At 70.9% G+C, this 26447-nt stretch carries 27 protein-coding genes; 13 read left to right on the forward strand and 14 right to left on the reverse strand.

Annotated features, from left to right (window positions below; all coding sequences use genetic code 11):
- Positions 1-299: 299 nt before the first annotated feature.
- On the forward strand, positions 300-1847 hold the full coding sequence (locus QRN19_RS06875) for an HNH endonuclease signature motif containing protein (RefSeq protein WP_285025998.1): 1548 nt from the start codon (positions 300-302) through the stop codon (positions 1845-1847).
- A gap of 327 nt (positions 1848-2174) precedes the next feature.
- Here the strand turns inward: QRN19_RS06875 and QRN19_RS06880 are convergent, their stop codons facing one another.
- Both QRN19_RS06880 and QRN19_RS06885 read right to left on the reverse strand, forming a co-directional pair.
- Complete coding sequence (locus QRN19_RS06880; protein WP_285025999.1) at positions 2175-3668, reverse strand: mannitol dehydrogenase family protein; 1494 nt, start codon at positions 3666-3668, stop codon at positions 2175-2177.
- A 101-nt stretch (positions 3669-3769) separates the two neighbouring features.
- On the reverse strand, positions 3770-4486 hold the full coding sequence (locus QRN19_RS06885) for a nucleoside/nucleotide kinase family protein (protein WP_285026000.1): 717 nt from the start codon (positions 4484-4486) through the stop codon (positions 3770-3772).
- Between the two features lie 221 nt (positions 4487-4707).
- On the opposite strand from QRN19_RS06885, the gene QRN19_RS06890 reads away from it, so the two are divergent.
- Both QRN19_RS06890 and QRN19_RS06895 read left to right on the forward strand, forming a co-directional pair.
- A complete protein-coding gene (locus QRN19_RS06890) occupies positions 4708-5436 on the forward strand; it encodes an SDR family oxidoreductase (protein WP_285026002.1) in 729 nt (242 codons plus the stop codon).
- Positions 5437-5472: 36 nt separating this feature from the next.
- A complete protein-coding gene (locus tag QRN19_RS06895) occupies positions 5473-6456 on the forward strand; it encodes a LacI family DNA-binding transcriptional regulator (protein WP_285026003.1) in 984 nt (327 codons plus the stop codon).
- 169 nt (positions 6457-6625) lie between these two features.
- Here the strand turns inward: QRN19_RS06895 and QRN19_RS06900 are convergent, their stop codons facing one another.
- The 4 genes from QRN19_RS06900 to QRN19_RS06915 all read right to left on the reverse strand — a co-directional run bounded on the left by QRN19_RS06900 (position 6626) and on the right by QRN19_RS06915 (position 10290).
- Positions 6626-7567: a linear amide C-N hydrolase gene (locus QRN19_RS06900; RefSeq protein WP_285026004.1), complete on the reverse strand. Its 942-nt coding sequence runs from the start codon at positions 7565-7567 to the stop codon at positions 6626-6628.
- A 39-nt stretch (positions 7568-7606) separates the two neighbouring features.
- The gene (locus tag QRN19_RS06905; protein ID WP_285026005.1) at positions 7607-8158 is read right to left on the reverse strand and encodes a GIY-YIG nuclease family protein; all 552 of its coding nucleotides are present in this window, start codon (positions 8156-8158) and stop codon (positions 7607-7609) included.
- 114 nt (positions 8159-8272) lie between these two features.
- Complete coding sequence (locus tag QRN19_RS06910; protein WP_285026006.1) at positions 8273-9451, reverse strand: Gfo/Idh/MocA family protein; 1179 nt, start codon at positions 9449-9451, stop codon at positions 8273-8275.
- The gene (locus QRN19_RS06915) at positions 9448-10290 is read right to left on the reverse strand and encodes a class I fructose-bisphosphate aldolase (protein WP_285026007.1); all 843 of its coding nucleotides are present in this window, start codon (positions 10288-10290) and stop codon (positions 9448-9450) included. The genes QRN19_RS06910 and QRN19_RS06915 overlap by 4 nt, the downstream gene beginning before the upstream one ends.
- A gap of 125 nt (positions 10291-10415) precedes the next feature.
- Here QRN19_RS06915 and QRN19_RS06920 point away from each other — a divergent pair, with 125 nt between their 5' ends.
- Together QRN19_RS06920 and QRN19_RS06925 are read left to right on the forward strand one after the other, a co-directional pair.
- Entirely contained in the window at positions 10416-11492 is a 1077-nt protein-coding gene (locus tag QRN19_RS06920) for a carbohydrate kinase family protein (RefSeq protein ID WP_285026008.1), read from the forward strand.
- Between the two features lie 25 nt (positions 11493-11517).
- Positions 11518-12540, forward strand: a complete 1023-nt coding sequence (locus QRN19_RS06925) for a LacI family DNA-binding transcriptional regulator (protein ID WP_285026009.1) — start codon at positions 11518-11520, stop codon at positions 12538-12540.
- A gap of 18 nt (positions 12541-12558) precedes the next feature.
- Here QRN19_RS06925 and QRN19_RS06930 read toward each other — a convergent pair whose 3' ends face one another.
- Entirely contained in the window at positions 12559-14328 is a 1770-nt protein-coding gene (locus QRN19_RS06930; RefSeq protein ID WP_285026010.1) for a glycoside hydrolase family 3 protein, read from the reverse strand.
- Between the two features lie 136 nt (positions 14329-14464).
- Positions 14465-15418: an alpha/beta hydrolase fold domain-containing protein gene (locus QRN19_RS06935; RefSeq protein WP_285026011.1), complete on the reverse strand. Its 954-nt coding sequence runs from the start codon at positions 15416-15418 to the stop codon at positions 14465-14467.
- Between the two features lie 68 nt (positions 15419-15486).
- Between QRN19_RS06935 and QRN19_RS06940 the strand changes: the two genes are divergently transcribed.
- Genes QRN19_RS06940 through QRN19_RS06955 form a run of 4 tightly spaced genes read left to right on the forward strand, consistent with a single transcriptional unit; the run spans position 15487 to position 19407 of the window.
- Positions 15487-16338, forward strand: a complete 852-nt coding sequence (locus tag QRN19_RS06940; protein WP_285026012.1) for a siderophore-interacting protein — start codon at positions 15487-15489, stop codon at positions 16336-16338.
- Positions 16339-16394: 56 nt separating this feature from the next.
- Positions 16395-17330, forward strand: coding sequence for an ABC transporter substrate-binding protein (locus QRN19_RS06945; protein ID WP_285026013.1), 936 nt, complete (start codon positions 16395-16397; stop codon positions 17328-17330).
- Positions 17327-18382 (forward strand): FecCD family ABC transporter permease, encoded by a 1056-nt coding sequence (locus QRN19_RS06950; protein ID WP_285026014.1) that lies wholly within the window; start codon positions 17327-17329, stop codon positions 18380-18382. Before QRN19_RS06945 ends, QRN19_RS06950 begins: the two co-directional genes overlap by 4 nt.
- The gene (locus tag QRN19_RS06955; protein WP_285026015.1) at positions 18379-19407 is read left to right on the forward strand and encodes a FecCD family ABC transporter permease; all 1029 of its coding nucleotides are present in this window, start codon (positions 18379-18381) and stop codon (positions 19405-19407) included. Before QRN19_RS06950 ends, QRN19_RS06955 begins: the two co-directional genes overlap by 4 nt.
- A gap of 20 nt (positions 19408-19427) precedes the next feature.
- On the opposite strand, the gene QRN19_RS06960 is transcribed toward QRN19_RS06955, so the two are convergent.
- The 4 genes from QRN19_RS06960 to QRN19_RS06975 all read right to left on the reverse strand — a co-directional run bounded on the left by QRN19_RS06960 (position 19428) and on the right by QRN19_RS06975 (position 21140).
- On the reverse strand, positions 19428-19667 hold the full coding sequence (locus QRN19_RS06960; RefSeq protein WP_285026016.1) for a helix-turn-helix domain-containing protein: 240 nt from the start codon (positions 19665-19667) through the stop codon (positions 19428-19430).
- Positions 19667-20317 (reverse strand): DUF2975 domain-containing protein, encoded by a 651-nt coding sequence (locus QRN19_RS06965; protein ID WP_285026018.1) that lies wholly within the window; start codon positions 20315-20317, stop codon positions 19667-19669. The genes QRN19_RS06960 and QRN19_RS06965 overlap by 1 nt, the downstream gene beginning before the upstream one ends.
- A gap of 100 nt (positions 20318-20417) precedes the next feature.
- Entirely contained in the window at positions 20418-20750 is a 333-nt protein-coding gene (locus QRN19_RS06970) for a biopolymer transporter Tol (protein ID WP_285026019.1), read from the reverse strand.
- Between the two features lie 81 nt (positions 20751-20831).
- Complete coding sequence (locus tag QRN19_RS06975) at positions 20832-21140, reverse strand: hypothetical protein (protein ID WP_079706962.1); 309 nt, start codon at positions 21138-21140, stop codon at positions 20832-20834.
- Positions 21141-21437: 297 nt separating this feature from the next.
- Between QRN19_RS06975 and QRN19_RS06980 the strand changes: the two genes are divergently transcribed.
- Entirely contained in the window at positions 21438-21923 is a 486-nt protein-coding gene (locus QRN19_RS06980) for a pyridoxamine 5'-phosphate oxidase family protein (protein WP_285026020.1), read from the forward strand.
- A 21-nt stretch (positions 21924-21944) separates the two neighbouring features.
- On the opposite strand, the gene QRN19_RS06985 is transcribed toward QRN19_RS06980, so the two are convergent.
- Entirely contained in the window at positions 21945-23357 is a 1413-nt protein-coding gene (locus tag QRN19_RS06985) for an aminotransferase-like domain-containing protein (protein WP_285026021.1), read from the reverse strand.
- Between QRN19_RS06985 and QRN19_RS06990 the strand changes: the two genes are divergently transcribed.
- Positions 23356-24270, forward strand: a complete 915-nt coding sequence (locus tag QRN19_RS06990) for a DMT family transporter (protein ID WP_285026023.1) — start codon at positions 23356-23358, stop codon at positions 24268-24270. The genes QRN19_RS06985 and QRN19_RS06990 overlap by 2 nt on opposite strands.
- Before the next feature lie 7 nt (positions 24271-24277).
- Positions 24278-24895, forward strand: coding sequence for an FMN-binding negative transcriptional regulator (locus QRN19_RS06995; RefSeq protein WP_285026024.1), 618 nt, complete (start codon positions 24278-24280; stop codon positions 24893-24895).
- Here QRN19_RS06995 and QRN19_RS07000 read toward each other — a convergent pair.
- Positions 24813-25823 (reverse strand): DMT family transporter, encoded by a 1011-nt coding sequence (locus QRN19_RS07000; protein ID WP_285026025.1) that lies wholly within the window; start codon positions 25821-25823, stop codon positions 24813-24815. The two genes, QRN19_RS06995 and QRN19_RS07000, sit on opposite strands and share 83 nt — an antisense overlap.
- 32 nt (positions 25824-25855) lie before the next feature.
- On the opposite strand from QRN19_RS07000, the gene QRN19_RS07005 reads away from it, so the two are divergent.
- Positions 25856-26443, forward strand: a complete 588-nt coding sequence (locus QRN19_RS07005) for a TetR/AcrR family transcriptional regulator (protein ID WP_285026026.1) — start codon at positions 25856-25858, stop codon at positions 26441-26443.
- Positions 26444-26447: the final 4 nt, after the last annotated feature.

A 26447-nucleotide genomic window follows, 5' to 3' on the forward strand; every position in this document is an offset into this window, starting at 1 on the left:
GAGCACCTCGACCGGCTTGACGACCGCGTCACCGTCGTTCCCTGAGCCTGTCGAAGGGCACCCCGAGCAACCTTCCCCACCGCACCACGACAAGCTCCGCGACCGCGTCTCCGCCGTTCCCTGAGCTTGTCGAAGGGCCCACGAGCAACCTCCCCACCGCACCTCGACAACGGCGGAACCTCGCTCCCTGAGCCTGTCGAAGGGCGCCCCGAGCGAACGTCACCTGTCGGATAAATACCCAGATCAGGGGCGTATTCACTGCACGTTCCAATGTCAGTGGTCCGTGTTTGGATGGATCCATGACCAGCACCGCACCAAGCCCGCTCGCCGCCGCCGCGGCCGGGTTCAATGCCGTGTGGCAGGGCGCGCTCGACGCGATCCGTCCAGGTTCCGGTGTCGCGGAGCAGCTCGAGAACATGAACGACGAGGCGATCCTCCGGGTCCTCGACGAACTCGGTGCCGTGCAGCATGCGGTCGAGGTCCTCGCGGCCCGCGTCGTCGGCGCGATCGCGTTGCGGCCGTCGCCCAGTGGCCGCGGCGGCACGCTCGTGCGCGCCGCCGGCTACGCCAACCCGGGCGTCATGGTCGCCGAACGGTGGCGCGTCTCCCGCGCCCGCGGCGCGGCGATCGCCGAGGTCGGTGCCGCCATCACCCAACCGCGCGGGCTGCTCGGCGAGTTGGAGGAATGCCCGTTCCCCGAGATCGCCACGGCGCTTGAACCGGCACCCCATTTCAACGCAACAACCGAACCCACCGCCGATCTCGACTCCACCACCGCCCAGGCCGACCGACCCGGGGAGCCCTCGTCGTCCACCACACCGGATGGTGACGCACCGGCTGCCCTCGGCAGCCCCCGATCACCCCTGAGCGTCGATGGTGCTGCGGTCATCGTCCGCGAGCTCCGCAACGCGGGCCGCATCTGCACCAAACCCGAACTGCAAGCCGCGTCGGTCATCGCCATCGAGCACGCCGCCCATGCACCCCTGCAGGACGTCACCCGCATCGCGAAACTCGTCCGCACCCGCCTCGACCAAGACGGCCGCGAACCCCGCGACGAACTCCTCCGCCGAGCAGAACGCTGCACCATCCACGAACTCCCCACCGGCATGACCCTCCTCCGCGCCGAACTCGCCCCCGAAAGCGCCGCCTTCATCCGCGCCGGCCTCGACGCCCTCATCGCAGCCACCACCCGCCGTCCCCACTTCATCCACCCCGACACGGCCGACCCCGCCGACCAACCCGACGGATCAGGCACCCCGATGCCCGACGGACCGTCGCTCATCCCCATCGACCGACGACGCGCCATCGCCCTCACCGAGACCTTCCGACACCTAGCCGGCTGCAGCGCCGCCGCCACCGAACTCACCCCCGTCACCGTCATCATCCGCACCGACCACGACACCCTGCAAACCGGCCTCGGCACCGCCACCATCGACGGCATCGACGAACCCATCGGCCCTGGCGCCCTCCGCCGCCTCGCCGCCGACGCCAACCTCATCCCCATGATCCTCAACGGCCCATCCCAAGTCCTCGACCTCGGCACCAGCACCCGCCTCTTCACCCGCGGACAGAAACTCGCCCTCGCCGAACGCGACGGCGGCTGCGCCTGGACCGGCTGCACCCACCCACCCTCCTTCACCGAAGCCCACCACATCCGATGGTGGTCCCAAGGCGGACCCACCAACCTCGACAACGGGGTACTCCTCTGCCCCTTCCACCACCACCGCATCCACGACGACCACTGGACCATCACCATCCAGAACGGCATCCCCTGGTTCATCCCACCCAGCCACATCGACCGACACCAAACCCCCATCCGAGGCGGACGAATCCACCTCGCCGCCTGACACACGGCACCCGCACGCCTGCGCCCTGCCCTTCGACAAGCTCAGGGACCAAGACGCGAATCATCCTTCGACAAGCTCAGGGGCCGACACGGGAACCACCCTGCCCTCGGACATGCTCAGCGACCGACGCCGTCCTCGACAACCCAGCCACCCCGCTCCCTGAGCCTGTCGAAGGGCCCGCGAACAACCGCCACACCCGCCCTTCGACAAGCTCGGGGACCAAGACGGGAACCGCCAGCACTCGACGACGGGGGCGGGTCAGCGACCGAGCGCACCCACGCCTCAGCCAGGGGCGGCCCGACGAAGCACCGTCCGACCGCCGCAGGCTCACCCCGCGGCGACGACCTCTTCCACCGCCACCCGCGCACCGACGGCCACAAGCCGCGCACGCGCCGCGATGAACGCCTCGCGCAACCGCGCGTCCGATCCGAGGTCGCCGAACACGACCTCCAGGTCCAGGAAGGCCCCAGGGCGCTCCGCCTCCTGCGCGACCGCCGCCTGCAACTCGGCCAACCGGCGGTCGACCGGGGCAAGCTCCCGCCCGTCGTCACCGACACCCTCGATGAACCGGCTCCACGCCGCGAGCACGAGCGCCGAGCGGGCGATCCCGCCGCCGGTCCGCAACTGCTCACGGACGACCGGGAGCAGGAACTTCGGGATGCGCTCCGAACCGTCGACGATCTGCCGCGCCAAGGTGTCCTTGATCGCCTCACTGCCGAACCGGCGCATCAGCTCCGCGCAGTACGCGTCGATGTCGATGCCCGGCACCGGCGCGAGCGTCGGCCTCGCCTCCTCGTGCATGTACCCGAGGAGGAACCGCGAGAACAGCTCGTCGCGGCAGACGTCGTGCACGTATGTCTCCCCCGCCAGCAGCCCGAGGTAGCTCATCGCCTGGTGGGAGGCGTTCAACAGCCGGAGCTTCATCAGCTCGTAGGGCTCGACGTCCTCCACGAGCTGCACGCCCACCTGCTCGTACGGCGGACGACCGTCGGAGAAGTCGTCCTCGAGCACCCACTGCTCGAAGGACTCCGAGAGCACCGGCCAGCGGTCGTCGATCCCGAACCGATCCGAGACGAACGCGCGCTGCTCGTCCGTCGTCGCCGGCGTGATGCGGTCCACCATCGAGTTCGGAAACCGCACCTCCGCGGCGATCCAGGCGGCGAGCGCCGGGTCGATCCGCTCGGCGAAGGCGAGGATCGCCGTCCGGGCGACGTGTCCGTTGCCCTGGATGTTGTCGCACGACATGACCGTGAACGGAACGGCACCGGCGTCGCGTCGGGCACGGAGGGCCGCCGTGATGAACCCGAGCGGGCTCTGCGGCAGCGCGCCCGCCGGCAGCCCGTCGAGGTCCGCGAGCGTCGCACCGTCGCTCGGCTCGAACGCGCCGGTCGCATCGTTCACCCCGTAGCCGCCCTCGGTGATCGTGAGCGACACGATCCGCGTCGACGGATCGCTCACCCGTGCGAGGACCGCTTCCGGGTCGTCGGGAGCGAACAGGTACTCGACGATCGACCCGACGACACGCGCCTCGACCTCGCCGTCCGGACTCGTCGTCACGAGCGTGTAGAGCCGGTCCTGAGCACCGAGTGCGTCCCGCATGGCGGCGTCACCGGCCAGCGTGCCGACGCCGACGAGCCCCCAGGACGCGTGCTCGTCCCCGGGGAGCCCGAGCACGCGGTCGACGAACATCGCCCCGTGCGCGCGGTGGAAGGCGCCGACCCCGAAGTGGACGATGCCGGGTCGGATGGCCGAGCGGTCGTAGGCGGGGACGGCCACCTGCTCGTCGAGATCGGTGAGGGTGGCGTCGGAGAGCTGGGTCATGTGGTGCCTTCTCGTCGGTGAGCGGGTTCCGGGTGGTGCAGGTCGGGGGTGCTGCGGCTGCTGCGTGGTTCAGGTGGAGGGCGCTGCGGCTGAGGGGCGGGTCAGGCGCCGTGGGTGGATTCGGTCTCCACCGGCGTCGACGCGTCGAGCGTGACGATCCGGGTGGCGCGTTGCTTGGTCGCGTCGACCAGGCGGGCGTTCGGCTCGTCGACGCCGAGCACCCAGGCTTCAGCCTCCTCGCGCGGGTGGCCGTGACCGAGGCGTCGGGCGATGAGTCGGTCGCGGCGGACCTCGTCGTCCACGTCGACGTACCAGGACTCGTCGAGTTGCGCGGCGACACCCTGCCAGCCGTGGTCGTCGAAGAGCAGGTAGTTGCCCTCCGTGATCACGAGCGGCACCTCGGGGCGGACGAGGACGGCACTGCCGATCGACGCCTCGAGCGAGCGGTCGAACCGGGGTGCATAGATCGGTGTGCCCGGCGACTCGGCGGTGCGTCCGGCACGGGCGAGGCGGAACAACAGCGCGATGTAGCCGTCGACGTCGAAGGTGTCGGGCGCGCCCTTGCGGTCGCGTCGCCCGAGGCGGACGAGCTCGGCGTTGTCGAGGTGGAAGCCGTCCATCCCGACGATGACCGCCTGATCACCGAGTGCGGCGGCGAGCGCGTCACTCACGGTGGACTTGCCCGCACCGGGCGCCCCGACGATCCCGAGGATCCGCCGGGACCCGGTGGCGGCGAGCGAGCGGGCGTGATCGATGAGGCCGTCGAGGTCGACGAAGCCAGCGAGGCCGGTCCCAGCGGTGGTCGTGATGCCGCTCATCGTGATGCCTGACCTCTCCTGGGAGCCGACCGGTCGCGGTCGCGCCGTCGCCCGACTCACGGTAGGTCCAGTGGATGCGTGTGTCAACACCAAATGTCACCGGTGTCATGATCTGCTGGTGAAATCCATGTCACGGGTGACATGGCCGTTGTTCCGTGGTTATGATGCTCCCGACCCGGTGCACCGACGCACGGGCCTCATCACGTCGATCGGACCACCTCATGACTGACTTCAACGGCCGCACCATCCTCGTCACGGGAGCGAGCGGCGGCATCGGCGGCGCGACCGTCCGCCACCTCGTCGCAGCGGGCGCGCAGGTGATCGCCTCCGGTCGCAACGTCGAGCACCTCGACGCCATCGCCGCCGAGACGGGCGCCGAACCGCTGCCCTTCGACCTCACCTCGGAGGACAGCGTCCGCGACGCGATCGAGGGACGCGACATCTGGGGCGTCGTGAACTCCGGCGGTTGGGGCGGCGAGATCGCCTCCCCGCAGGAGACCGACATCGACGTGTTCGACAAGGTCATCAGCATCAACGCGCGCGGGTCGCTGCTCGTCACCAAGTACGCGTCTCGCGAGATGATCCGCCAGGAACGCGGCGGTGCGATCGTGAACGTCTCCAGCCAGGCGAGCCTGGTCGCCCTCTCCGGCCACATCTCCTACGGCTCATCGAAGGCCGCACTCGACAACATCACGCGGGTCTCGGCCCTGGAACTCGGGAAGTACGGCATCCGCGTCAACGCCGTCAACCCGACCGTCGTGATGACGCCGATGTCCGCCTGGTACTGGGGTCGCCCCGACATCGAGGGCCCCTTCCTCGAGGCGATGCCGCTCGGTAAGTGGGCCACCGAGGACGACATCGCCGGCCCGATCACCTTCCTGCTGAGCGACGCCGCCGGCATGATCTCCGGCGTCTCGCTGCCGATCGACGGCGGCTACACCGCACGCTGACCCGATCCGGCAGGACCGAACGGGAGGGACCCGACCATGGCCACGATGCGCCAGATCGCCGCAGCCGCCGGCGTGAGCGCGAAGACGGTCTCGCGGGTCTTCAACGACGACCCGCACGTCCTCCCGGAGACGCGAGAACGGGTCGAGTCGATCATGCGGGAGCTCGACTACGTGCCGAACTCCCTCGCGACAGCGTTCCGCTCAGGCCGCCCGTCGGTCATCGGGGTCGCCGTCCCCGACATCGTCGACCCGTTCTTCGCCGAGATCGCGCGTGCGGTGGAGCGGACGGCGCGCGATCACGACATGTCGACACTCGTGACGAGCCTCGGCGACGACCCGGACCGCGAGCGCGCGGTCCTCGAGCCGATGCTCCGGCGTCAGCTGGCCGGGGTGGTGCTCGCGCCGATCGGCGACGACCAGAGCTCGCTGGCCGCGTGGGCGTCGCGGACGCCGTTCGTGTTCGTCGACCGCGCGCCGGGAGGCCTCACGGCCGACGCCTTCACGCAGGACGACTTCGGTGGGGCGTTCGCGGCGACGACCCACCTCGTCGAGCACGGCCACGACCGGATCGCCTTCGTCGGCGACCAACTGGCCCTGCCGACGACCGCCGAGCGGCTGCGCGGGTACCGGGCGGCACTCACCGAAGCCGGGCTGCCCGCCGACGAGGAGCTCATCGTCCTCGGCGCGGCGACCCGCGAGGGCGCGGCGCGTGCGCTGGCGACGGTCGGCTCGCGGGCGACGGCCTTGTTCTCGTCGAACGCCGTCTGCACGATGGCGTTGCTGCCCGCACTCGCCGAGCCGCCGCTCCCACTGGTCGCATTCGGCGACTTCCCCTTGGCCGAGCTCCTACGACCGTCGGTGTCCGTGATCACGCAGGACCCGGAGGCCCTCGGTCGGCTCGCTGCGCAACGCATCATCGACCGCCTCGACCGCCCCGACGGGCGATACCGCCGGAGCACGGTGCTCCCGGTGCACCTCGTCGAGCGCGATTCGTGTCGGGCCGCGTCCGCGGTGCGCTGAGTCGCCGGCTCAGAGCCGCCCCGGCCGAGCCGTCGAATCCCCGGTCACTGAACCATCCCCGCCCCTGAACCATCCCGGTCACTGAACCATCCCGGTCCCTGAGCCTGTCGAAGGGCGCCACGCGAACGCCACGACACCTCGACCGGCTCGGGAGACGAAACCGGGCGGCCTAGTAGCTCAACGTCGCCGGCGCGAACTCCACGGTCTGGTCGCCGACGCGGCTCGGGTCGCGCGGGTCGAGGCGGCGGACCTCGCTGACGTCCGCGAGTTCGTCGAGGTCGATCCAGAAGATGTTCGGACTCCGTGTCGAGCCGAAGTAGTACACCCGGTTCGTGAGGTCCGCCCCGGCCCGCCACCACGTCGGGTACACGTCGCCCGTCGAGTACGGCGCGCCGTACGGTACCGACACGTTCGCGATGAGCTGGAACACACCCGCCACCGCCTCGACGGTGTCCGCCGGCTCCGGCAGGTAGTGGAGGAAGTAGGAGGCGCGCACGAACCGGTCGACCGAGGTGATGTCGCCGGGAGGCGGGAGCTCGCCGCCGAACGGCCGGTAGCGGTCGCGGTTGGTGATCTGCTCGTCGAGGCTCGGCGAGTTGGCCATCACAGTGAACTCGCGGCCGTGGTGGACGACGAGCCGGCCGTCGATCGGCTCGATGATCGCGGAGTCACCCGATGCGTCCTCGATGGCGATGTGGATCCCCATCTGGAGGCCGCGGAACATCGGGGACGTGATGCGGACGGTGTCGATGTCGGCGATCGCTTCGGCGACCGACCCGTAGGTGTCGAGGAGGTACTGCACCCAGAGCGCGTTCGAGACCGTCGGACGGCCATCGGGCTCGGCGAATGTCACGTCCTCCGGGTCGAGGTAGAGCGCGTGTGCTCCGAGGCCCGCCGTGTTCAGGCCGTCGACGGTCCCCATCCCCCACATGCTCGTGACGACGCTGCCGTATCGCGAGGTCCACCGGTGCGAGGTGGCGTCGCCCGTGCCACCTCGGGCGGTACCGCTCGGGACGAACCACAGCTCGGGTTCGTCGCTCTCCGACCAGTCCATGCAGCGGCTGACCGTCTTGGCGACCGCGTTGTCGTTCCAGAAGATTCGAGTGCACACGCGCTGAGCGTACCCCGAGCGCGGTGCTCGCCGGAGGGGCTATCGCCCACGCAGTGCCGCCGCCTCGCTGAGCCAGCGGCTGTAGCAGTCCCAGGGGTCGACGTCGCGGGCGACCGAGGCGATGTGGGTGAGCAGTCGAGGCGACCCCGTGAACCACTCGGAGCGTTCGAGGCGCTCGCGGGCGAACTGTTCGTGACGCGCACGCTCGACGTGCCGGTCGCCGCGCTCGAGGGCGAGGAGTTCGTCGTGCCAGATCGCGGCGAACCGCTGGCGTGGGTTGGTCGTCGTGCCGATCTTCACGCGGTCGCCGTGGCGGAGGTAGTAGACGACGTCGATCCGCGGCCGGGCGAGGTCGTCATCGGGCACGTCCCCGTGCCGCCACTCGCACGCGGCGCACAACCAGCCGGACGGGTAGTGACGGCCGAGCCGCGAGCCGCACATGATGCACGGCGACGGCAGGGCGTCGACCACACCCCAACGGCGCTCCGCCCAGTCGGCGGCGAGGGCCAGGTGATCCTCGCAGAGCGCGACGGGCGCGTCGACCGGTGCCGCGGCGTCACACCCGGGTTGTACGCATCGTCTGTGGGGCATCTCCCGAGTGTCCCCCACCCCGCCGACACCGTCCTCCAACCCCGGACGGGACGCCGGGGGCAAGCGCGCTCCCGGCTGGGAGACGGTCGGGTGGCCTCCCAGCCGACGCGCACGTCACAGCGCGATCGCGCGACCCTCCTCGTGGGAGCGGATCGCCGCACGGTAGATGTCGTGGGTGAGCGCCGCCTCCTCGGGCCGCGCCGCGCCGAACCGGTCGCCGAGCGAGCCGTGCCGCTCGGCGAGGAACACGGCCCACATCTGGAGGATCGTGTCGGAGAACCCGGACTCGAAGTTCGGGCCGGTCACCGTCGGCCACACCGACTGGCTGCCCGCGTCCAGCTGCTGCCACACCTGCTCCCGCCCGCCACCCGGGATGTCCCGCACCGCGAACACCTCGACGAGCTTCGGGTTCTTCGTGCTGAAGCGGACCCCGCCGTCGAGACCGATCGCCTCGAACTCCCACGTGTTCTTCTGCCCGGGATCGATGCGCTTCGTCTCGGTCGTCAGCGGGAAGCGGACACCGTCGTGGGTCGCCCAGCTGTGCAACACGGCGTTGTCCCAGGTGTCGCACGGCACGAGCGAACCGTCGGGGCCCGGGCGCTCGGTGACGATGTTCTGCAGCACCCCGTACACACTCTCGGGTGCCCAACCGAGCCGCAACGGCACATGCCAGGTGTGCATCCCGAGGTCGTTCATCACGCCGGCCTCACCGCAGAACTGCGTCTGGCGCTTCCAGTTGATCTGCTTGCCCCGATCGATGTCACTCGAGTGCAGGAAGCTGTTGCGCGCCTCGACGATCGTGCCGAGCGCCCCGGACCGGACGTAGTCGATCGCCAGCTGCGCACCCGGGAAGAACGGCATCTCACTCGAGCACCGGACGAAGCTCTCGGGGTGCTCGGCCATCGCCGCGAGGACGGACTGCGCCGCAGCGGCATCCATGCCGAAGGGCTTCTCCGCCAGCAGACTCTTCCCGGCCCGGATGACGTCGGTGTAGATCTGCTCGTGGAGGTCGTGACGGACGGCCACGTAGACGACGTCGACCGACGGGTCGGCGAGCAGCTCGTGGTAGTCCGTGGTCTTCGTGACGACGGTGTCGATCTCGTCGAACCAGTCGAGCGCCGCCGGGTTGATGTCGCAGACGGCCGTCAGTCGCGGTCGCACCGGGTGGTCGATGAGTGCCGGCCACCGCTGGATGGCGGCGGCGATCTCGCGCCCCATGAGTCCGCCGCCGATGATCGCGACGTTGACGCGCTCCGCCGTCGCCCGGTCGGCCGTCACCTGGTCGGCGCTCATGCGCGAGCCGCCTCGAGGATCGCGAGGCCGGCATCGGCGTCGGCGCCGTCGTGCAGCACCGCCATGAGTGCCGCGGTGATGGCGGCCGGGTGCTCGTGCTGGATGATGTTGCGGCCGTAGACGATGCCGCTGACCCCGGCGTCGAGGACGGCGACCGTGCGCTCCAGCAGCGTCCGGTCGTCGACGCGACCGCCGCCGCGGACGAGGACGGGGATGTCACCGGCGATCTGAACGACACGTGCGTACTCGGTGATGTCGCTGCTCGGGTCCGCCTTGATGAGGTCGGCACCCAGTTCGACCGCCTGGCGCACGAGGGTGACGATCTTCTCGATGTCGCCGTCGACCTGATACCCGCCGGCCGTCGTGTTGTCCTGCATGACGAGCGGTTCGATCATGAGCGGCATCCCGTACCGGGTCGCTTCGCGACGCAGGGCCATGATCGAGCGGATGTTCGCCTCGCGGACCTCGGGGTGGTCGGGGAGCTGCATGAGGTTGACACACACGGCGACGGCGTCCAGCCGGACCGCCTCCTCGATCGCGTGCGGCACGTGGTGGCTGTAGAGGATCGAGTCGAGGGGGTTGCCGTAGACGTTCGCGACGTCCGTCCGCAGGACGAGCGCCGGCTTGTCCTTGCCGGGGACCTGCTGCAGGAGACGGGCCTGGCCGAGGGTCAGCTGGACGGCGTCCGGGCCCGCGGCGACGAGCGTGCGGACGACCTCGCCCATGTCCTCGATGCCGGTGATGAACGAACGCTCGCCGAAGAACCCGTGGTCGACGGCGACGTCGAGCGCGCGACCGGATCGGGCGTTGAAGAGACGATTGAGGCGGTACAGCGACATTGCGGCGGCTCCTGATCGTGACGGGGAGGGTTTCCGAATCGTCCCTCGGTGTGTCACAGTAGTGGCCTGAGACAACGTTGTCTAGCTTGCGCCGGGCCAGGCCCGGGGCGAAGAACGGAGGGTCCATGGGCGAGATCGTCGTCGCCGGTCACATCTGCGTCGACCTGTCGCCAGGGCTGAGCGCGAACGCGCGCATCGATCCAGGTGCCCTCATCGACACGGGCCCGCTCCGCATCTCCTTGGGCGGCTGCGTCGCGAACACCGGCCTCGCCCTCGCCGATCTCGGGAGCAGGGTCCGCCTCCACGCGACCGTCGGCGACGACGAACTCGGCGCGATCGTCGCGTCGCGCATCGCGGCGCACGAGCGGCTGCACCCGGCACTCGAGGTCACCGACCGCGCCGCGACCTCCTACAGCGTCGTCGTCGAGCCAGCCGGCCTCGACCGCACCTTCTGGCACCACACGGGCGCGAACGAGGTGTTCACCGGCGAGCACCTGGCCGTCGGCGACGCGGACCTCGTCCACCTCGGTTATCCTCCGCTGCTCCCAGGGATCGTCGCCGACCACGCGGCGCCCCTCGCGACACTCCTCGAACGGATCCACCGACACGGCGCGACCACCTCGATGGACCTCGCCGTCGTCGACCCCACGAGCGCCGTCGGCCATCTCGACTGGGAGGCGATCCTCCGACGCACCCTGCCGATGACCGACATCGTGAGTCCGAGCGTCGACGACCTGCGTTCTGCGCTCGGCACGCTCCGTCTCCCGGCCGGGACCAGTGCATCACCGCTGGCCCAAGCCGCGGCGTTCGCGGACCTCCTGCTCGCCTGGGGTGCCGGCGTCGTGGCGATCTCGGCCGGTGAGGACGGCCTGCTGCTCCGATCCGCCGGTGTCGACCGCCTGCGTCTGGGCGGACGGATGCTCGCACCGCTCGCCGAGGCCTGGGCCGACGTCGACCTCGTCGCGCCGCCCGTTCCCGCACCCGCGTTCGTGTCGACGAACGGCGCCGGCGACGCATCCACAGCCGGCCTGCTCTTCGCGATGTCGCGCGGCGCCGCACCGGCGGAAGCCGCCGAACTCGCGGGCGCCAGTGCCGCTGCGACGATCGCGGGACTCCGTCCGACGGCGGCCGAGATCACCCGGCTCCGCCCCGGGATCAGCAGCCTCTTCGCGGTCGCAGGGGCGGGCGATCCGATCGCGTGATCCCCCATACGCCAGGATGGTGAGCATGCGCAGCTCCCGACCCCCGACCATGAACGACGTCGCCGCGGCGGCCGGGGTCGGGCTGAAGACCGTGTCGCGGTATGTGAACGGCGCGACGAACATCAACCAGGAGCTGTCGGAACGGATCGGCGCGGCGATCGAAGCCCTCGGCTACCGGCACAACCTGGCGGCCGCGAGCATCCGCCCCGGACGGTCCAGCAAGGTCATCGGGCTCATCATCAGCGACCTGGCGAACCCCTATTACTCGGTCCTGGCCCGCTCGGTGGAGCGCGTGTGCACGGAACACGGCTACCTGCTGATGTCCGCGAGCTCCGAGGAGGACGCCGACCGGCACCGTCTCCTCGTCGACCGGCTCGTCGCGCAGCGCGTGGACGGCCTCGTCGTCGTGCCACCACGGCAGGCGACGACGGCCTGGGCCACCAGCACGATCGTCCACGTCCCGATGGTGCTCGTCGACCGACCGACCGGGCCGCTGGAGTCGGTCGAGGTGCACACGGTGCTCGCCGACAACGCTGGCGGAGCGACCCGGGCGACAGCGGCCATGCTCGCCGCGGGTGCGCGTCGGGTCGCGTTCCTCGGTGACTCACTCGAGTTGTACACGATGCGCGAGCGCCTGGCCGGCTACCACCGAGCGCTGGCTGAGGCCGATCTCGGCGGCGCGACGGGGACGGGTCCGATCGAGCCGATCGTCTCCGACGGCGCCCACTCCGTCGAGGACGCTGCGGCGGTCGTGGAGGGGTTCCTGGCGTCGGGCGAGGTGGATGCGGTGTTCGCCGCGAACAACCGGGCGGCGATCGGGGCGGTGCAGGCGTTCGCGATGGCCGGGCGACGGCTTCCGCTCGTGGGGTTCGACGACTTCGAGGCGGCACCGCTCGTGACGCCGGCGGTGTCGGTGGTGGCGCAGGACGTCGCGCTCATGGGTCGGGTCGCGGCGGAGACCCTCCTGGCGCTCATCGCCGGCGAGGCGGGCCCGCCCGTGAGCCACACCCTGGGCGTGCGTCTGGAGCTGCGCGGCTCCGAGCGCTGACGGGGCGGGGGCCTCGGCTCAGCGTCCGGGGTAGGTGAGGCCGTGGCCGAAGCGGAAGAGCGGGTCCTCGGTGTCGTAGGGGACGTCGGACCGACTCGCCTCGACGGCCGCCATCGAGCGCGGCAGATCGAACGGCAGCCGACCCTCCGGCAGCGCCCGACCGAACACGACGTCGAGGAACGCCGCGTCACTGCCGCCGAAGCTCGCGACGAGTGCCGCGACCGCATCCGCCACCCCGGTGAGGATGGCCGGTCGGTCGAGGTGCATGTCGAGCACGGTCGGCACCGTCAGCGCGAGCGCCCGCAACCGCTCGACCTCGTCGGCCGGGATGTCGAGCGATCCGGCGTGGAACATGGCCTCGAAGCCGCCGGGCCGCGGTTCGTACGGCGTCTGCATGCGCACGAGGGCGACGTCCGCCGAAGCCGGATCCGCGACGACCTCGCCGTACGCGCCCGCGACCTCGGGATCGATGCCCTCCAGGTACAGCCGCGGACGCGGCGAGCGCACCGGCAACGTCGCCTCCACGTTCGTCAGGACCGTGAACGCGCGGCGCTGTGCGGCCTCGCCGGCGGCGACGGAGTCCGCGCGCCCGACGATCCCACTCGCGGCGCCCGCGTCGACGTACGGCTGCTCGAAGAGCCCCAGCACGAACTTCTCGCGCAGCAATCGGCGCACCGAGGCGTCGATGCGATCCTCGGTGACACGTCCCTGCTCGACGAGTTCGACGACGAGCTCGGGGCGGGCCTCGCCACCGAACTGGTCGCAGCCGGCCTGCAGGATGCGCTCGACCCGTGACAGCTCGTCGAGGTGCTCCAGACCCCATGCCCGCGCGGGCATGTCCTGTCCCATGATCGACGTGTCGGTGACGAGCCCCCAGTCGGTGCAGACGATGCCCGCGAAGCCGAGCTCCTCGCGCAGGAGCCCGGTGATGATCCCGTGGTTGAAGGCGAACGCGACCTCTTCGTGTTCGGTCCCGACGGGCATGCCGTAGTAGGGCATCATCTGCGCGGCTCCGGCGGCGATCGCGGCGCGGAACGGGATGAGGTGGTAGTCGAAGTTGTCGCCGGGGTACACCTGTTCTCGCCCGTAGGCGAAGTGCGGGTCCTCCCCGTCGAGCTGTGGCCCGCCACCGGGGAAGTGCTTCGTCATCGTGGAGACCGAATGTGGCCCGAGTTCGGCACCCTGGAACCCTCGGATGTAGCCCGCGACGAGTTCGGCGCTGAGCTCGGCGTCCTCGCCGAACGTGCCACCGATGCGGGACCAGCGCGGCTCGGTCGCGAGGTCGACCTGCGGGTGGAGCGCCAGCCGGATCCCGACGGCGAGGTACTCCTGCCGCGCGGTGTCGGCGAACGCCTCGACGAGGTCGGCCGATCCGATCGCCGCGAGGCCGAGCGTCTCGGGCCACTGCGAGAACGCGCCGGCACGGGCCGCCGTCCCCACATTGTCGGTGAAATGGTTGCGGGGGTCGGTCGACAGCGTGACCGGGATGCCGAGCCGCGTGCGCGACGCGCGCTCCTGCAGGGCGTTGGTCCACTCGGCGAGGGCCGTCGTGTCTGGCGCGGTGCCGAGGACGTTGAAGTGGGACATGAGCTGCTCGCCGATCATGTGCTCGCCGCTCGCGAGCCCCATATGCGGGTTGGCCTCGTCGATGGGGCCCGGGGCGATCATCGTCTGGAAGAGCATGCCGGCCTTCTCGGCGACGGTCATCCGTCCGAGGAGGTCCTCCACCCGATCCTCCACCGGCAGGGTCGCGTCGCGGTAGGGCAGCGCGGATTTATGCTCGCTCATGGGTGGTCCGTTCCTCGTCGGTGAGTGGGGCGGCGTCGGGATCACCCGGGCTCAGGCGAGCCGGCAGCGAAAACCGAACTCCGTTCGGGAACGGAGCGTGACTCCAGTATGCCCGCTGACGAGGATCACGCAAGACTCAACCGGCGTGGGTCCCCATGGCGCGCAGCCCGTCGGCCAGCCAGTCCAGCGACGGGGAGACGCCTGGCGCGTCCGGATGGCGATTGAGGTGGCCATGGAGGACGCCCGGCTCCAGCCGGCTCCGTACGGGAGCACCGGCGGCCTCCGACGCCCTGATGAGCAGCTCCCCCGACGGCCGGAGGTCGTCGAACTCCGAGAGCAGGACCGACAGCGGCGGGCGGTCCGGCGTCACGGGGACAATTCCCGGCAAAGCGAGCTCGGGCACGTCCTCAAGCCGACCGACGTAGTTCTCGACCATCCAGTCGACCGACTCGGTCGGGAACCGCATGAAGTCCGGCAGGACCGCCATCTCGGACAGGACGTCCGCGGGCAGGGCGGGCACGACGGCGTGCAGGAACGGGTAGGCCAGCAGCACGGCGTCCGCGCGGCGATCGCTGCGGAGTGACGCGGCGAGCGCGAGGGCCGCTCCGGCACTGGCCCCACCGATGGCCGTCCGCGCACCGGGCACGGCCGACCGCTCGTCGTCGAGCTGCTCCCAGACCGCGAGCACGTCGTCGAGCGGCACCGGGTAGCGCGTCGTGCCGTTCGCCAAGCGGTAGTCGACGGAGACGACCTCGGCACCCGCTCGCGCCGCCAGTTCGGCGCTCACGACGTGTGCCTCCGGCCAGTCGAGCGTCCCCGCCGCGAAGCCGCCGCCGTGCACCCAGAGGAGGGCGACGCCGCTGGGGTCGGCCGGGACGTAGCGCCGGATCGGGACCGCACCGTGCGGGCCGTCGACGACCTCGTCGGTGATCTTCACGTCGCTCGGTGGACTCCACGGCCCGTCGTCGCCATAGGCCGCGAGTCGTTCCTGGAACGCCTCGTCCAGCGTGCCGCCGGCAGCGGCGCGATCGGCGTTCGAGAACCCGTCGAAGAGGCTCAGGCGGTCGCGGTAGTACGGATCGAGTGACATGCGCCGAGCCTACCCAGCCGAGTGTCCCCCGCCAGGACCGAGGCGCTGGTCCTCCTAGACTCGATGCGATGCCCGTCCCGTTCCTGCACTCGCCGAACATCCTGTTCGACACCGTCGTGGACCGCACGGAACGGCTGTCGCCCGGCTTCGTCCGACTCACCCTCGCCGGCACCTCCCTCGACGACTTCGCGCCGTACGAGCGGGACCAGCGGATCAAGATCCTGCTGCCGGGAGACGACGGCGCCTACCCGGAGGGACTCCACGGCGGCCTGCCGGAGCACGCGTGGCGGCGGGCCTGGCGCGCACTCCCACCCGCGGACCGTCCGGTGATGCGCAGCTACACGGCCCACCGTGTCAGGGCGGCGCAGCAGGAGGTCGACCTCGACGTGTTCATCCACGAGCCGGCCGGTCCAGCCAGTCGATGGGCGCTCGGGGCGCGGGTGGGCGACCGGTTGCTCGTCTCGGGACCGGACGTCCGTCGCGGCGACCCGACGCATGGTGTCCAGTGGGCACCCGGCACCGCGACGACCGTGCTCATCGCCGCCGACGAGACGGCCTTCCCGGCCGTCCACGGGATCCTGCGCTCCCTCGACGACGGCATCCGCGCCCACGTCCTCCTCGAGCTCGGCGACCCCGCCGACACCGCCCTGCTCGGGCCGCTGCTCGAGCGCCACACGGTCGAGGTCCATGAACGGGCCGCGCGGGCGGGCGGTGACGCGCTCGTCGCCGGCGTCGAACAGTGGCTCCGCACACACGGGTCGTCGGCAGCGACGCTCGGCACCGACTTCGCCGCCTGGCTGGTGACCGAGAGCACCCGGATCCCCCTCCTGCGCGCTGCGACGACCGACCACGGGATCGACCCGGAGCGCGTCCATGGGCAGGGCTACTGGAACGCCCGGCCCAGAGCCACGCCTGAATGAAGGTTATGCTTGCCTTACTCGGTCGCGTCCGTCGCGACCCGTTCGAAAGGTGATCCGTGCCCCTCCCCCTCGCCGATCGTCGACGTCTCGTCGCCGTCGCCGCCCTCTCCATCGCCGCCCTCGGCCTCTCCGCCTGCAGCAGCTCGAGCGCCTCGACCCCCTCGGACACCGCGGCGAGCGCGACGCACGTCATGGAGCACGCCCACGGCGAGACCAGCATCCCCGACGCACCCAAGCGGGTCGTCGTCCTCGAACCGGTGCAGCTCGACACGACCGTCGCGCTCGGCATCACCCCGGTGGGTGCAGCGGTGCTGAACGAGACCGCCGGTGTCCCCGCCTACCTCGGCGAGCAGGCTGCCGACATCCCCACCGTCGGGACCGTGGCGGAGCCGAACGTGCAGCTGATCGCCGCTGCGAAGCCCGACCTCATCATCGGCACCGAGTCGCGACACTCGGCCCTGTACGACCAGCTGTCCGAGATCGCTCCGACGGTGTTCATGGCGACGCAGACCGACCCCTGGCGCGACAACGTGCAGTTCGTCGCCGACGCGCTCGGCGACCCGGACGGCGCGGACGAGCTCCTCGACGCCTACGACGCACGCTGTGCGGAGATCGCCAAGGAGCACGACACCGCCGGCAAGACGGCACAGCTGATCCGTCCGCGCGACGGCGTCCTGACCCTCTACGGCCCGACCTCCTTCGCCGGCAGCACCCTCGAGTGCGCCGGGTTCACGACGCCCGAACACGCCTGGGAGGACATCTCCCTCGACCTCTCCCCCGAGCGCGTGCTCGAGGCGAAGGCCGACCAGGTCTTCGTGACCAGTGTCGACCCAGACGACGCCTCGACGCTGCCGGCCTCCCTCACCGCGAACGCGGACGCCTTCCCCGAGCTGCACCTCGTGGACCAGTCCTTCTGGATCACCGGCGTCGGCCCCCTCGGCGGCATGGCCGTCCTCGACGACCTCGACCGGCTGCTCTCCGACGGTTCGTGACGACACCGACCGCGATCCTGACCGCCCGCGACACCTCGGTGGGACGGCGGGCGCCGCAGCGACACCGCTTGCTCGTCGTACTGCTCGCGGGCGTCGCGGCGCTCGCGGTCGCCGTCCTCCTGTCGTTGTTCATCGGGGCGAACCCCATCGCTCCGGATGACGTCCGTGCGGCGCTCCTCGGCACGGGCTCGGATGAGGCGGACTTCGTCGTGTGGGACCAGCGGGTGCCACGCACGGTCGCGGCGCTGGCCGTCGGGGCCGCCCTGGGTGTCGCGGGTGCGCTCATGCAGGCGTTCACCCGGAACCCGCTGGCCGACCCCGGCATCCTCGGGGTCAACGCGGGGGCAGGCTTCGCGGTCGCCATCGGCCTGGCGTTCCTCGGCGTCCGGGCGCCGGGCGACATCGCCTGGCTGGCCTGCGGCGGGGCGCTCGTCGTCACCCTCGTCGTGTACGCGATCGGTTCCGGCGGGCGTGAGCAGTCCTCCACCGCCCGCCTCACCGTCACGGGTGTCGCCTTCGGCGCCGTGCTCGCCGGGCTGACGACGGGGATCGCGATCACGCACCCCGACGCGTTCGACCGGATGCGCGGCTGGAACGCCGGCAGCCTGCTCGAACGCGACCTCGGCGTCGTCGTGCCGGTCCTGCCCTTCCTCACCGTGGGGCTCGTCCTGGCAGCCGCGAGCGCGCGGAGCCTCAACGCGATCGCCCTCGGCCCGGACGTCGCCAGAGCACAGGGCGTCAGCGTCGCACGCAGTCGCATCCTGGTGCTCGCCGCGGTGACGCTGCTCGTCGGCGGCGCCACCGCGATCGCCGGGCCGATCGCCTTCGTCGGCCTCGTCGTGCCCCACCTCGTGCGCTGGTCGGTCGGCAGCGATCAGCGCCGCATCCTCGGGGGTTCGGTCCTCGTCGGCTGCATCCTCGTGCTGTGCTCCGACGTCGTCGGACGGATCGCGGTGCTCCCGGGCGAGATGCCCGTCGGGCTCGTGACCGCGTTCGTCGGGGCGCCCGTCCTCATCGCTCTCGCCCGACGCAGAACGGCCTCGGGCCTGTGAGCACGACACGGGATCGGGAGACCGCACGTCCGATCACCGGGCGCCGACCGGCACGACGGACCCTCCTCGTCTGCGCCGCCGTCGTCGTGGCGATCGTCGTCGCGGCGATCGCCGGCCTCGCGCTCGGCGACTACCCGCTGACCACCGACGAGGTGATCGGCGTCCTCACCGGACGCGTCGACGGCCTGGCCCGCACGGTCGTCCTCGACTGGCGACTCCCCCGCGTGCTCGCGGCGATCGGCTTCGGCGCAGCGCTCGGTGTCTCGGGAGCGATCTTCCAGACCCTCACCCGGAATCCGCTCGCGAGCCCCGACATCATCGGCCTCGCGAACGGCTCGTTCACCGGGATGCTCATCGCGCTGCTCCTCCTCGGCGGCAGCTGGCCGGCGTTGATGGCCGGGTCGCTGATCGGCGGTCTGGCTGCCGCGGTCGCGATCTTCCTGCTGGCCCTCCGCCAGGGCTTGTCGGGCTTCCGCTTCATCGTCGTGGGCATCGGCGTCTCGGCCATGCTCGCCGCGTTCAACAGCTGGCTGCTGCTCCGGGCCGACCTCGACGTCGCGCTCTTCGCGGCGGCCTGGGGCGCGGGGACGCTCAACACCGCGACCGCGACCGTCGTCTGGCCGGCACTCGCGTGCCTCGTAGTGCTCTTCGCGGTCCTGCCGTTCGCCGCCCGTCCGCTCCGCCAGCTGGAACTCGGAGACGACGTGGCTGCCGCGACCGGAGTGCGCCTCACCCGCGAACGCGCCATCCTCATCGGCCTCGCGGTCGCACTGGTGAGCGCGGTGACCGCCGTGGCCGGCCCGATCGCGTTCATCGCCCTGGCCGCGCCGCAGATCGCACGCCGACTGACCCGCTCGCCGGGCATCCCGCTGGTGGCGACGGGGCTCGTCGGCGGCGTCCTGCTCCTCGCATCCGACCTCGTGGCCCAGCATCTGATCCCGCTGACGGTGCCGGTCGGCGTCGTCACGGTGGTCGTCGGCGGGCTGTACCTCACGCAGTTGCTGCTCCGCGAACGGCGGCGCTGAGGGATCCGGGACCACGCGACTCATCGCGCGTCGTCGAGCTCCAGCAGTTCGCCGACCGTGCAGTCGAGCACCCGACAGATCGCCGTCAGGGTCGAGAACCGGATCGCCTTCGCGCGGTCGTTCTTCAGCACCGACAGGTTCACCACGCTCACACCGACGAGCTCGCTGAGCCGCGCGAGGGTGAGACCGCGGTCGGCGAGCAACCGGTCGAGGTTGCAGTGCACGCCGGTCGCGACGTCCTCGTCAGGCGCCGGCACCATCAGACGAGCCCCTCGGTGTCGGCGCGCAGGCGCTCACCGGCACGGAACGCGATCGCAAGGCCGCCGACCGCCATGGCGACGAGCACCGGGATCCAGGTGAGCGGATAGGGGGTTCCTTCGACGGCGCCGTCGGTAGCCACTGCGAGCGCGCCGTTCGACGCCATCGTTCCGAACCAGGTGTCCGCGATCCACCCGCAGAGGATGGCGATCGAGGCGATCGAGAGCAGCCGTGCGTTCCCGGGTGCGAAGGCATCGCCACGCAACAGGCGCCGGAAGAAGCGGAACGCGCAGACGATGACCACGAGGTTCGCGACCGCCGGCAGGATCGCGGCGAGCAGCACACAGACGAGGGTCACCACCGGCAGGTCGGCCACGACGACCGTGCCCTGATCGACCGTGAAGGAGCCGGCTCCTGCCGCGCCCGGCAGGGCCGTGTCCACGGCGTCGAAGAACACGGGCACGCGGGTCCCGTCGGTACCGAAGACGTCGAGCAGCCGGAGGACGAGGGTGACGACGACGGCCCCCGCCGCGAAGACGGCGGCTCCGAGCACGGACACGAGGTCGTTGCGGGTGGAGCGCTCGGTCTTCGCAGCCTGCCAGGCTGCATGGTCGAAGCCGGACGGCGTCGGGCGATCGGTGGAGTCGGTCATGATTATCACATCCATATCGATTGTCGTTGGTATCGATAAACGATATGTCGAGACTGATCAAAACGCAAGTGCGGGCGGAGAGCACGTCCGCCCGGCCGGATCATCCTGGCGGTGACTCGTCGAGCGCCTCGAGCTCACGCAGCGCCGCCTCGGCACGCTCGAGCCGATCAGCCTCCGGCTCCTCCCACCACTTCGGACCGCGTTCACCGAGCCCGTGCTTCGCGAGGCCGACGCGTCGACGGGCAGCAGCGACCGCATCGTCGTCACCCGCCCGCTTCGCGACGCCGACGCCGGAGCGCCCGCGGCCGAGATGGGACTGCAGGGACGCGACGAGCTCCGACGGCAGACTCGGATCCGTCCGGCGCCAGTGCCTGCCGTTCACGACGAACCAGTGCTCATCCTCGGTCGGTCCATCATCGGATCGCGGCGTCACGGGTGCCCCCTGGAGACGACGCAGGGCCCGGCCCACCGCGAACGCGGACGAGACCGGACCCTGGAGGTCATGATGGCGCGATCAGCCGTTCTTGACGGCGTCGAGCACGCCCGCCCAGCCGAAGGCCGAGATGGCGTCGGCAAAGGTCGAGTCGCCGCGCCCCTCGCCGATCTGCTTGCCCGAGGCGTCGCGGACGACGACCGTGTGGTCCTTCTCCGCCTCGGTGCCGTTGCCCTCCTCGATGAAGTCGATGTGGATCTCGCTGTCGCCGAGGGTGCCGGTGACCGTGGTCGTGGCGTCCTTCTCGGTGGTCTTCGTCGTGAGGAACGGACCGCCGCCGAGTGCCGCGAGCGCCTCGTTGATCTGGTTGGTGAGCGATGAGGTGTTCATGTGTCTCTCCCTACGGTGGTGAAGCGTCCAGGGTAGTGACCGCACCCGGGAACGGCAGGAGCATGGCGCTCGCGCGCGAGATGTGCGATAGGGCGACCGGAGACGACGACTGGAGACGGCGACCGGAGACGGCGACCGGACACGACGACCGGAGTCGCCGCAGGAGCAGAAGATCCGCCCCGCGTCAACGGTCGGCGCCATCCAGGTGCGGTCGGAGCCGCGAGTCGTAGGCTGCGAGCCACGCAGACCGGCGCCCCGACACCGAGGGGCCGGTCGACGAGACGAAGGAGATCCCCCATGGCCGGAGACACCGACCCCCACACGACCCTCAACACGCTGCTCGCGGACTTCCGGTTCGCGATGCTCACCACGGTGGACCTCGACGGCAAGCTCGTCGCCCACCCGCTCACCGTGCAGGAGCGCGAGTTCGACGGCGACCTGTGGTTCATCGTCGGCAAGGACGCCTCCGCGGTGCAGCAGCTCGACGTCAACCCGAACGCCGGCGTCACGCTGAGCTCGGACAGCTCGTGGGTGTCGCTCGCCGGCACCGCCGAACTCGTCGAGGACCAGGCCAAGCTGGAGGAGCTCTGGAACAGCGTCGTCGAGGCCTGGTTCCCGGACGGCCCCTCCGACCCGCGCGTCGGCCTGCTGAAGTTCTCGGCCGACAGCGCCGAGTACTGGGACAGCCCCGGCGGCAAGATCGCGACCGCCGTCGCGTTCGTGAAGTCGAAGGTCACCGGCGAGACCTACGACGGCGGCGACAACGCGAAGCTCGACCTGTAACGAGCGGTCGCCTGCACACCTTCAGGCACGTTCGTCCCTCAGGACGCCGCCGAGGATGCGGGCCGCTTCATCGAAGCGACCCGCATCCTCGCCGGAGTAGTTGACCCGGAGGTAGTGCCCCGCGGGTTCCGCCGGGAACCACTCGGTGCCGTCGGAGACGATGAGCCCACGGCTCTCGCAAGTGCGGACCACGCGCGGCACATCGGTGCCTTCCGGGAGCCGCAACCACAGGTTCAGTCCACCGAGCGGCAGCCGCTCGAGGTGCGTCGTCGGGGCGTGCTCGCGCAGACTCGCGACGAGCAGGTCCCGCCGGGCCCGGAGGAGCGGTCGCAGACCACGGAGGTGCGACCGCCACCCGGGTTGGGTGACGACGTCGAGGGCTGCGGCCTGCAGGACCCCGCTGATGTACATCGACTCGGCGGCCAGGTCGGCCAGGATCCGGTCGTGGGCGGGTCCCCGCGCGATGACGGCGGCGACCCGGAGCGCCGGCGAGACGCTCTTGGTGAGCGACCGGAGGTAGATGACGTGTCCGTCGTCGTCGAGCGCGGCGAGCGGCCGGGCATCGACGTCGATCGCGAGGTCGTGTGCCCAGTCGTCCTCGACGAGGAACGCGCCGTGCCGCCGGACGGTCTCGAGGATCGCGGCCCCCGTCTCCGGTGACCATCGGCCACCCGTCGGGTTCGCGAAGGTCGGCTGTGCGTAGAACGCCCGCGCACCGGTGTCCTGGAACGCGCGCTCCACGACGTCCGGGTCCGGTCCGTCGGGGCCGGTCGGCACAGGGACCAGCGTCACGCCCGCCTGCTCGGCCGCGAGGATCGCACCCCAGTAGCTCGGCGACTCGATGAGCATCGGCTGCCCCGGGCCGACGAGCGCTCGGAAGATCGAGCTGAGTCCGCTCTGACTGCCGGAGATCACGATGACGTCCCGCGCGGTCGGCGGCGTGACCCCGGGCGGTGCGGCCTCCGCGAGGTCGGCTGCGAACCACGCCTGGAGCTCCGGCGAGCCGGCCGCCGGCGATCGGGTCATCGCCACATCGGTGCGGGCGGCGCGGGCGAGCGCGGCACGGACCAGCCGTTCGGGCAACAATTCTCGGGCCGGGTATCCGGAGTGCATCGCGATCGCAGCGGGTGCGACCGACCGTTGCGCCGAGGACAGGGCGCCAGAGCGCCACGGCAGCGCGCCGAGCGCGGCGGTCTGCCAGCCGTAGTCCACCGATCGCGCCGGACGAGCCGCTCGCACGAAGGTGCCGACGCCCGGCCGACTCTCGATGAGCCCTCGCCCGGCGAGCTGGCGCATCGCGTTCTGGACGGTGACGGGGCTCGCTGCGAACTCGGCAGTCAACGCCCGATTGGAGGGCACGCGTGCACCCGGAGGTGCCGCTGCGATCCAAGCGGTCATGGCGGCGACGATCCGCCCGGTGCTATCGTTGTCCATGAGTCCAGAGAGTAGCGTTATCGTGACGCCGGCGCGAGTGTTATCCCGCAGCGGGCTCGGCTGGGGCTTCCTCGGCGTCCTGACGTTCTCCTTCACGGTCCCCGTCACGAAGGTCGCACTCGTCGGGCTCTCGCCGCTCTTCATCGGTTCCGGGCGCGCGGTCGTCGCAGCCCTGCTCGCCGCGATCACCCTCGCCACACTGCGAGCGCGGCGACCGACCGGCATGCAGTGGGCTCGCGTCGCGATCGTCGCGGGCGGCGTCGTCGTCGGATTCCCACTCCTGACCTCCTTCGCACTGACCACCGCTCCGGCCGGCCACAGCGCCGTGGTGATCGGCCTCCTTCCGGCAGCGACGGCGGTCGCCGCCGTCCTCCGCGGCGGCGAGCACCCGACGCGCCGCTTCTGGATCTTCGCCGGCTCGGGTGCGGTCGCCGCGATGCTGTTCGCGTCCGTTCAGCACGGCAACCTGGCCCCGATGGCCTGGTCGGATCTCCTCCTCCTCGGAGCCGTCGTCGCGGCCGCCGTCGGCTACGCGGAGGGCGGACTGCTCGCCCGGGAGCTGGGCTCCCGGCAGACGATCTCCTGGGCACTCGTCGTGGTAGCACCGCTCATGGTCGCCCTCACGGCGCTGTCGGTCGTCCAGAACCCTCCGACCGCCCCCGCGGTCAGCTGGCTGGCGTTCGGCTACCTCGGCGTCGTGAGCATGTTCCTCGGCTTCTTCGCCTGGTATCGCGGACTCGCGATCGGCCCGATCGCCCGGGTCAGCCAGATCCAACTCGTCCAGCCGGTGCTGAGCATCGTCTGGGCGGCCCTCATCCTCCGCGAGCGACTCGACTGGGCCACCGTGCTCGGCGGGCTCGCGGTCATCCTGTGCGCCGGCCTCGCCGTCCGCACCCGTCTCGACCGGAAGTGACCCCACCATGCGCCACACCCCCACCTACCTGATGACCGACGTCGACGAGGTCAAGCGCCTCATCCGCAACCACCCGTGGGCGACGTTCGTCTCGCCCGCGAGCACCGGGCTCGTCGCCTCCCACTACCCGGCGATCCTCGAGGAGGACCGGGACGAGCTGTCGATCGTCAGCCACTTCGGCCGGCCGGACGAGCGCTCGCACGAGCTCGGGGATCACGAGATCCTCGTCATCATCCAGGGACCGCACGACTACGTCTCGCCGAGCTGGTACCCCGAGGGTCAGGTGATCCCGACGTGGAACCACGTCACCGCGCACCTGTACGGCAGGCCGGAGGTCCTCAGCGAGGACGAGAACTACGAGATGCTCTCGCGACTCACCGACCACTTCGAGGATCACCGACCGGACGGCCGCCACCTGTCCCAGGACGAGGCCGGTACCCGGCGCGCAGCGAAAGGGACGGTCGGCCTGCGGATGCGCGTGACCCGCTTCGACGCCCGCGCGAAGCTCAGTCAGAACAAGACGCCCGAGGTGGTCGACGACATCACCGCACACCTTGCGGAGCGGAATCCGGCACTGGCCGAGGAGATGCGCCGCCAGCAGGATCGGCGGCCGGCGGGGCACTGACCCGACGGGCACCGACGCGACCGCGGGCGTCGCTCACGAGCACGAGGGCGACGCCCGCAGCACTGAGCAGGAACCCGCCGGCCGTCAGGAGCGTGAACGGCTCCCGGAAGAGGAGCGCACCCGCGACGGCGGTCGTCGGCGCGACGAGGAACAGGAGCGCGTTGAGGACCGTGACCCCGATGCGACGCAGCAGCCACCAGTAAAGGCCGTAGGCCGAGAGCGTCGGGACGAGCGCGAGGAAGAGCGTCGTGAGCCAGAAGGTCGCGTCAGCCGGCGGCATCGCGTCACCGGTCGCGAGGGCGAGCACCGCGAGGAGCACCATGGTCACCGTCGCATGGACGGTCAGCGTGAGGAGGACCGGGGATCGGTGCGGCGAGCGCCGTTCCAGGATCGTCGCGGTGATGAGACTGACCATGGCCAGTGCGGGCAGGGCGTAGGCGATCGGCGGTGCGTCCGAGGCGCCGAACTGGGACTGCACGATGAGGAACACCCCGACTGCGCCGATCCCGAGCCCCAGCCACTGGGCACCCGGAACCCGCACGTGCAACAGCGGTCCGGCGAGTGCCGCGATGACGAGCGGCTGGACGGCGTCGATGAGTGCGGTCGTCCCGGTCGAGATGCCCACGGCGACCGAGGCGTAGACGAACACGACGTAGCCGAACTGCGCGAACAGGCCGATGACGAGCTGCGACCGCACCTGAGCCCGGGTGGCGTTCCGCCACTGCCCGGTCAGCAGCAGCACGATCGAGAGCCCCACGGCGAGCGGGACGAACCGCCAGAGGAGCACGGTGAGCACCGGCACGTCCTCGGTTCCGATCTTCGCGACGATGAACCCGGAGCTCCACGCGAGGACGAACCCGATCGCCGCGAGGGGGACGATGACCGCATGGATCGCGCGAACCACAGGTATACCGATCTGTTTACTCATTCCCGCAGTATACAGACTGGTATAGTTTTCGCATGACGGTCGACACTCCAGAGCTCGCACCCCTCACGCCGGGCGCACGACTCGTGCTCGACGCCGCCTCCGTGCTCTTCTACGAGAACGGCATCCACGCGGTCGGCGTCGACACCATCGCGGAGGCGGCCGGGGTCACGAAGAAGACGCTCTACGACCGCTTCGGCAGCAAGGAGGCCCTCGTGCTCTCCTACCTGCAGCATCGCGACGCCCGCTGGCGCGCTTGGGTCGACGAGGCGCTCGCCCGGCACCCGGAACCCGGGATCGACCGCGTCCTCGCGATCTTCGACGCGGCGATCGGCTGGTCGGACGACAACAGCCCCAAGGGCTGCAGCGCCGTCAACGCACGCGCGGAGATCCCCGACCACGCGACGAGCGGCCTCGTCCTCCCCGAGGTCACGCGGCAGAAGCAGTGGCTGCTGGAGCGCTTCGCCGAGCTCATCACCGAAGCCGGCCTGTCCGACCCCGGAGCACGCGCCCGCGAACTCATGCTGCTCTACGAGGGCGCGATCGTGACGGTCGGGATGCGCACCTTCCGCGAACCGTTCGAGACCGCCCGCGCGATCGCGCGTCGACTCCTGGCCGCCTGACCTG

This window comes from Plantibacter sp. ME-Dv--P-122b (assembly GCF_030209375.1).
Taxonomy (GTDB): Bacteria; Actinomycetota; Actinomycetes; order Actinomycetales; family Microbacteriaceae; genus Plantibacter.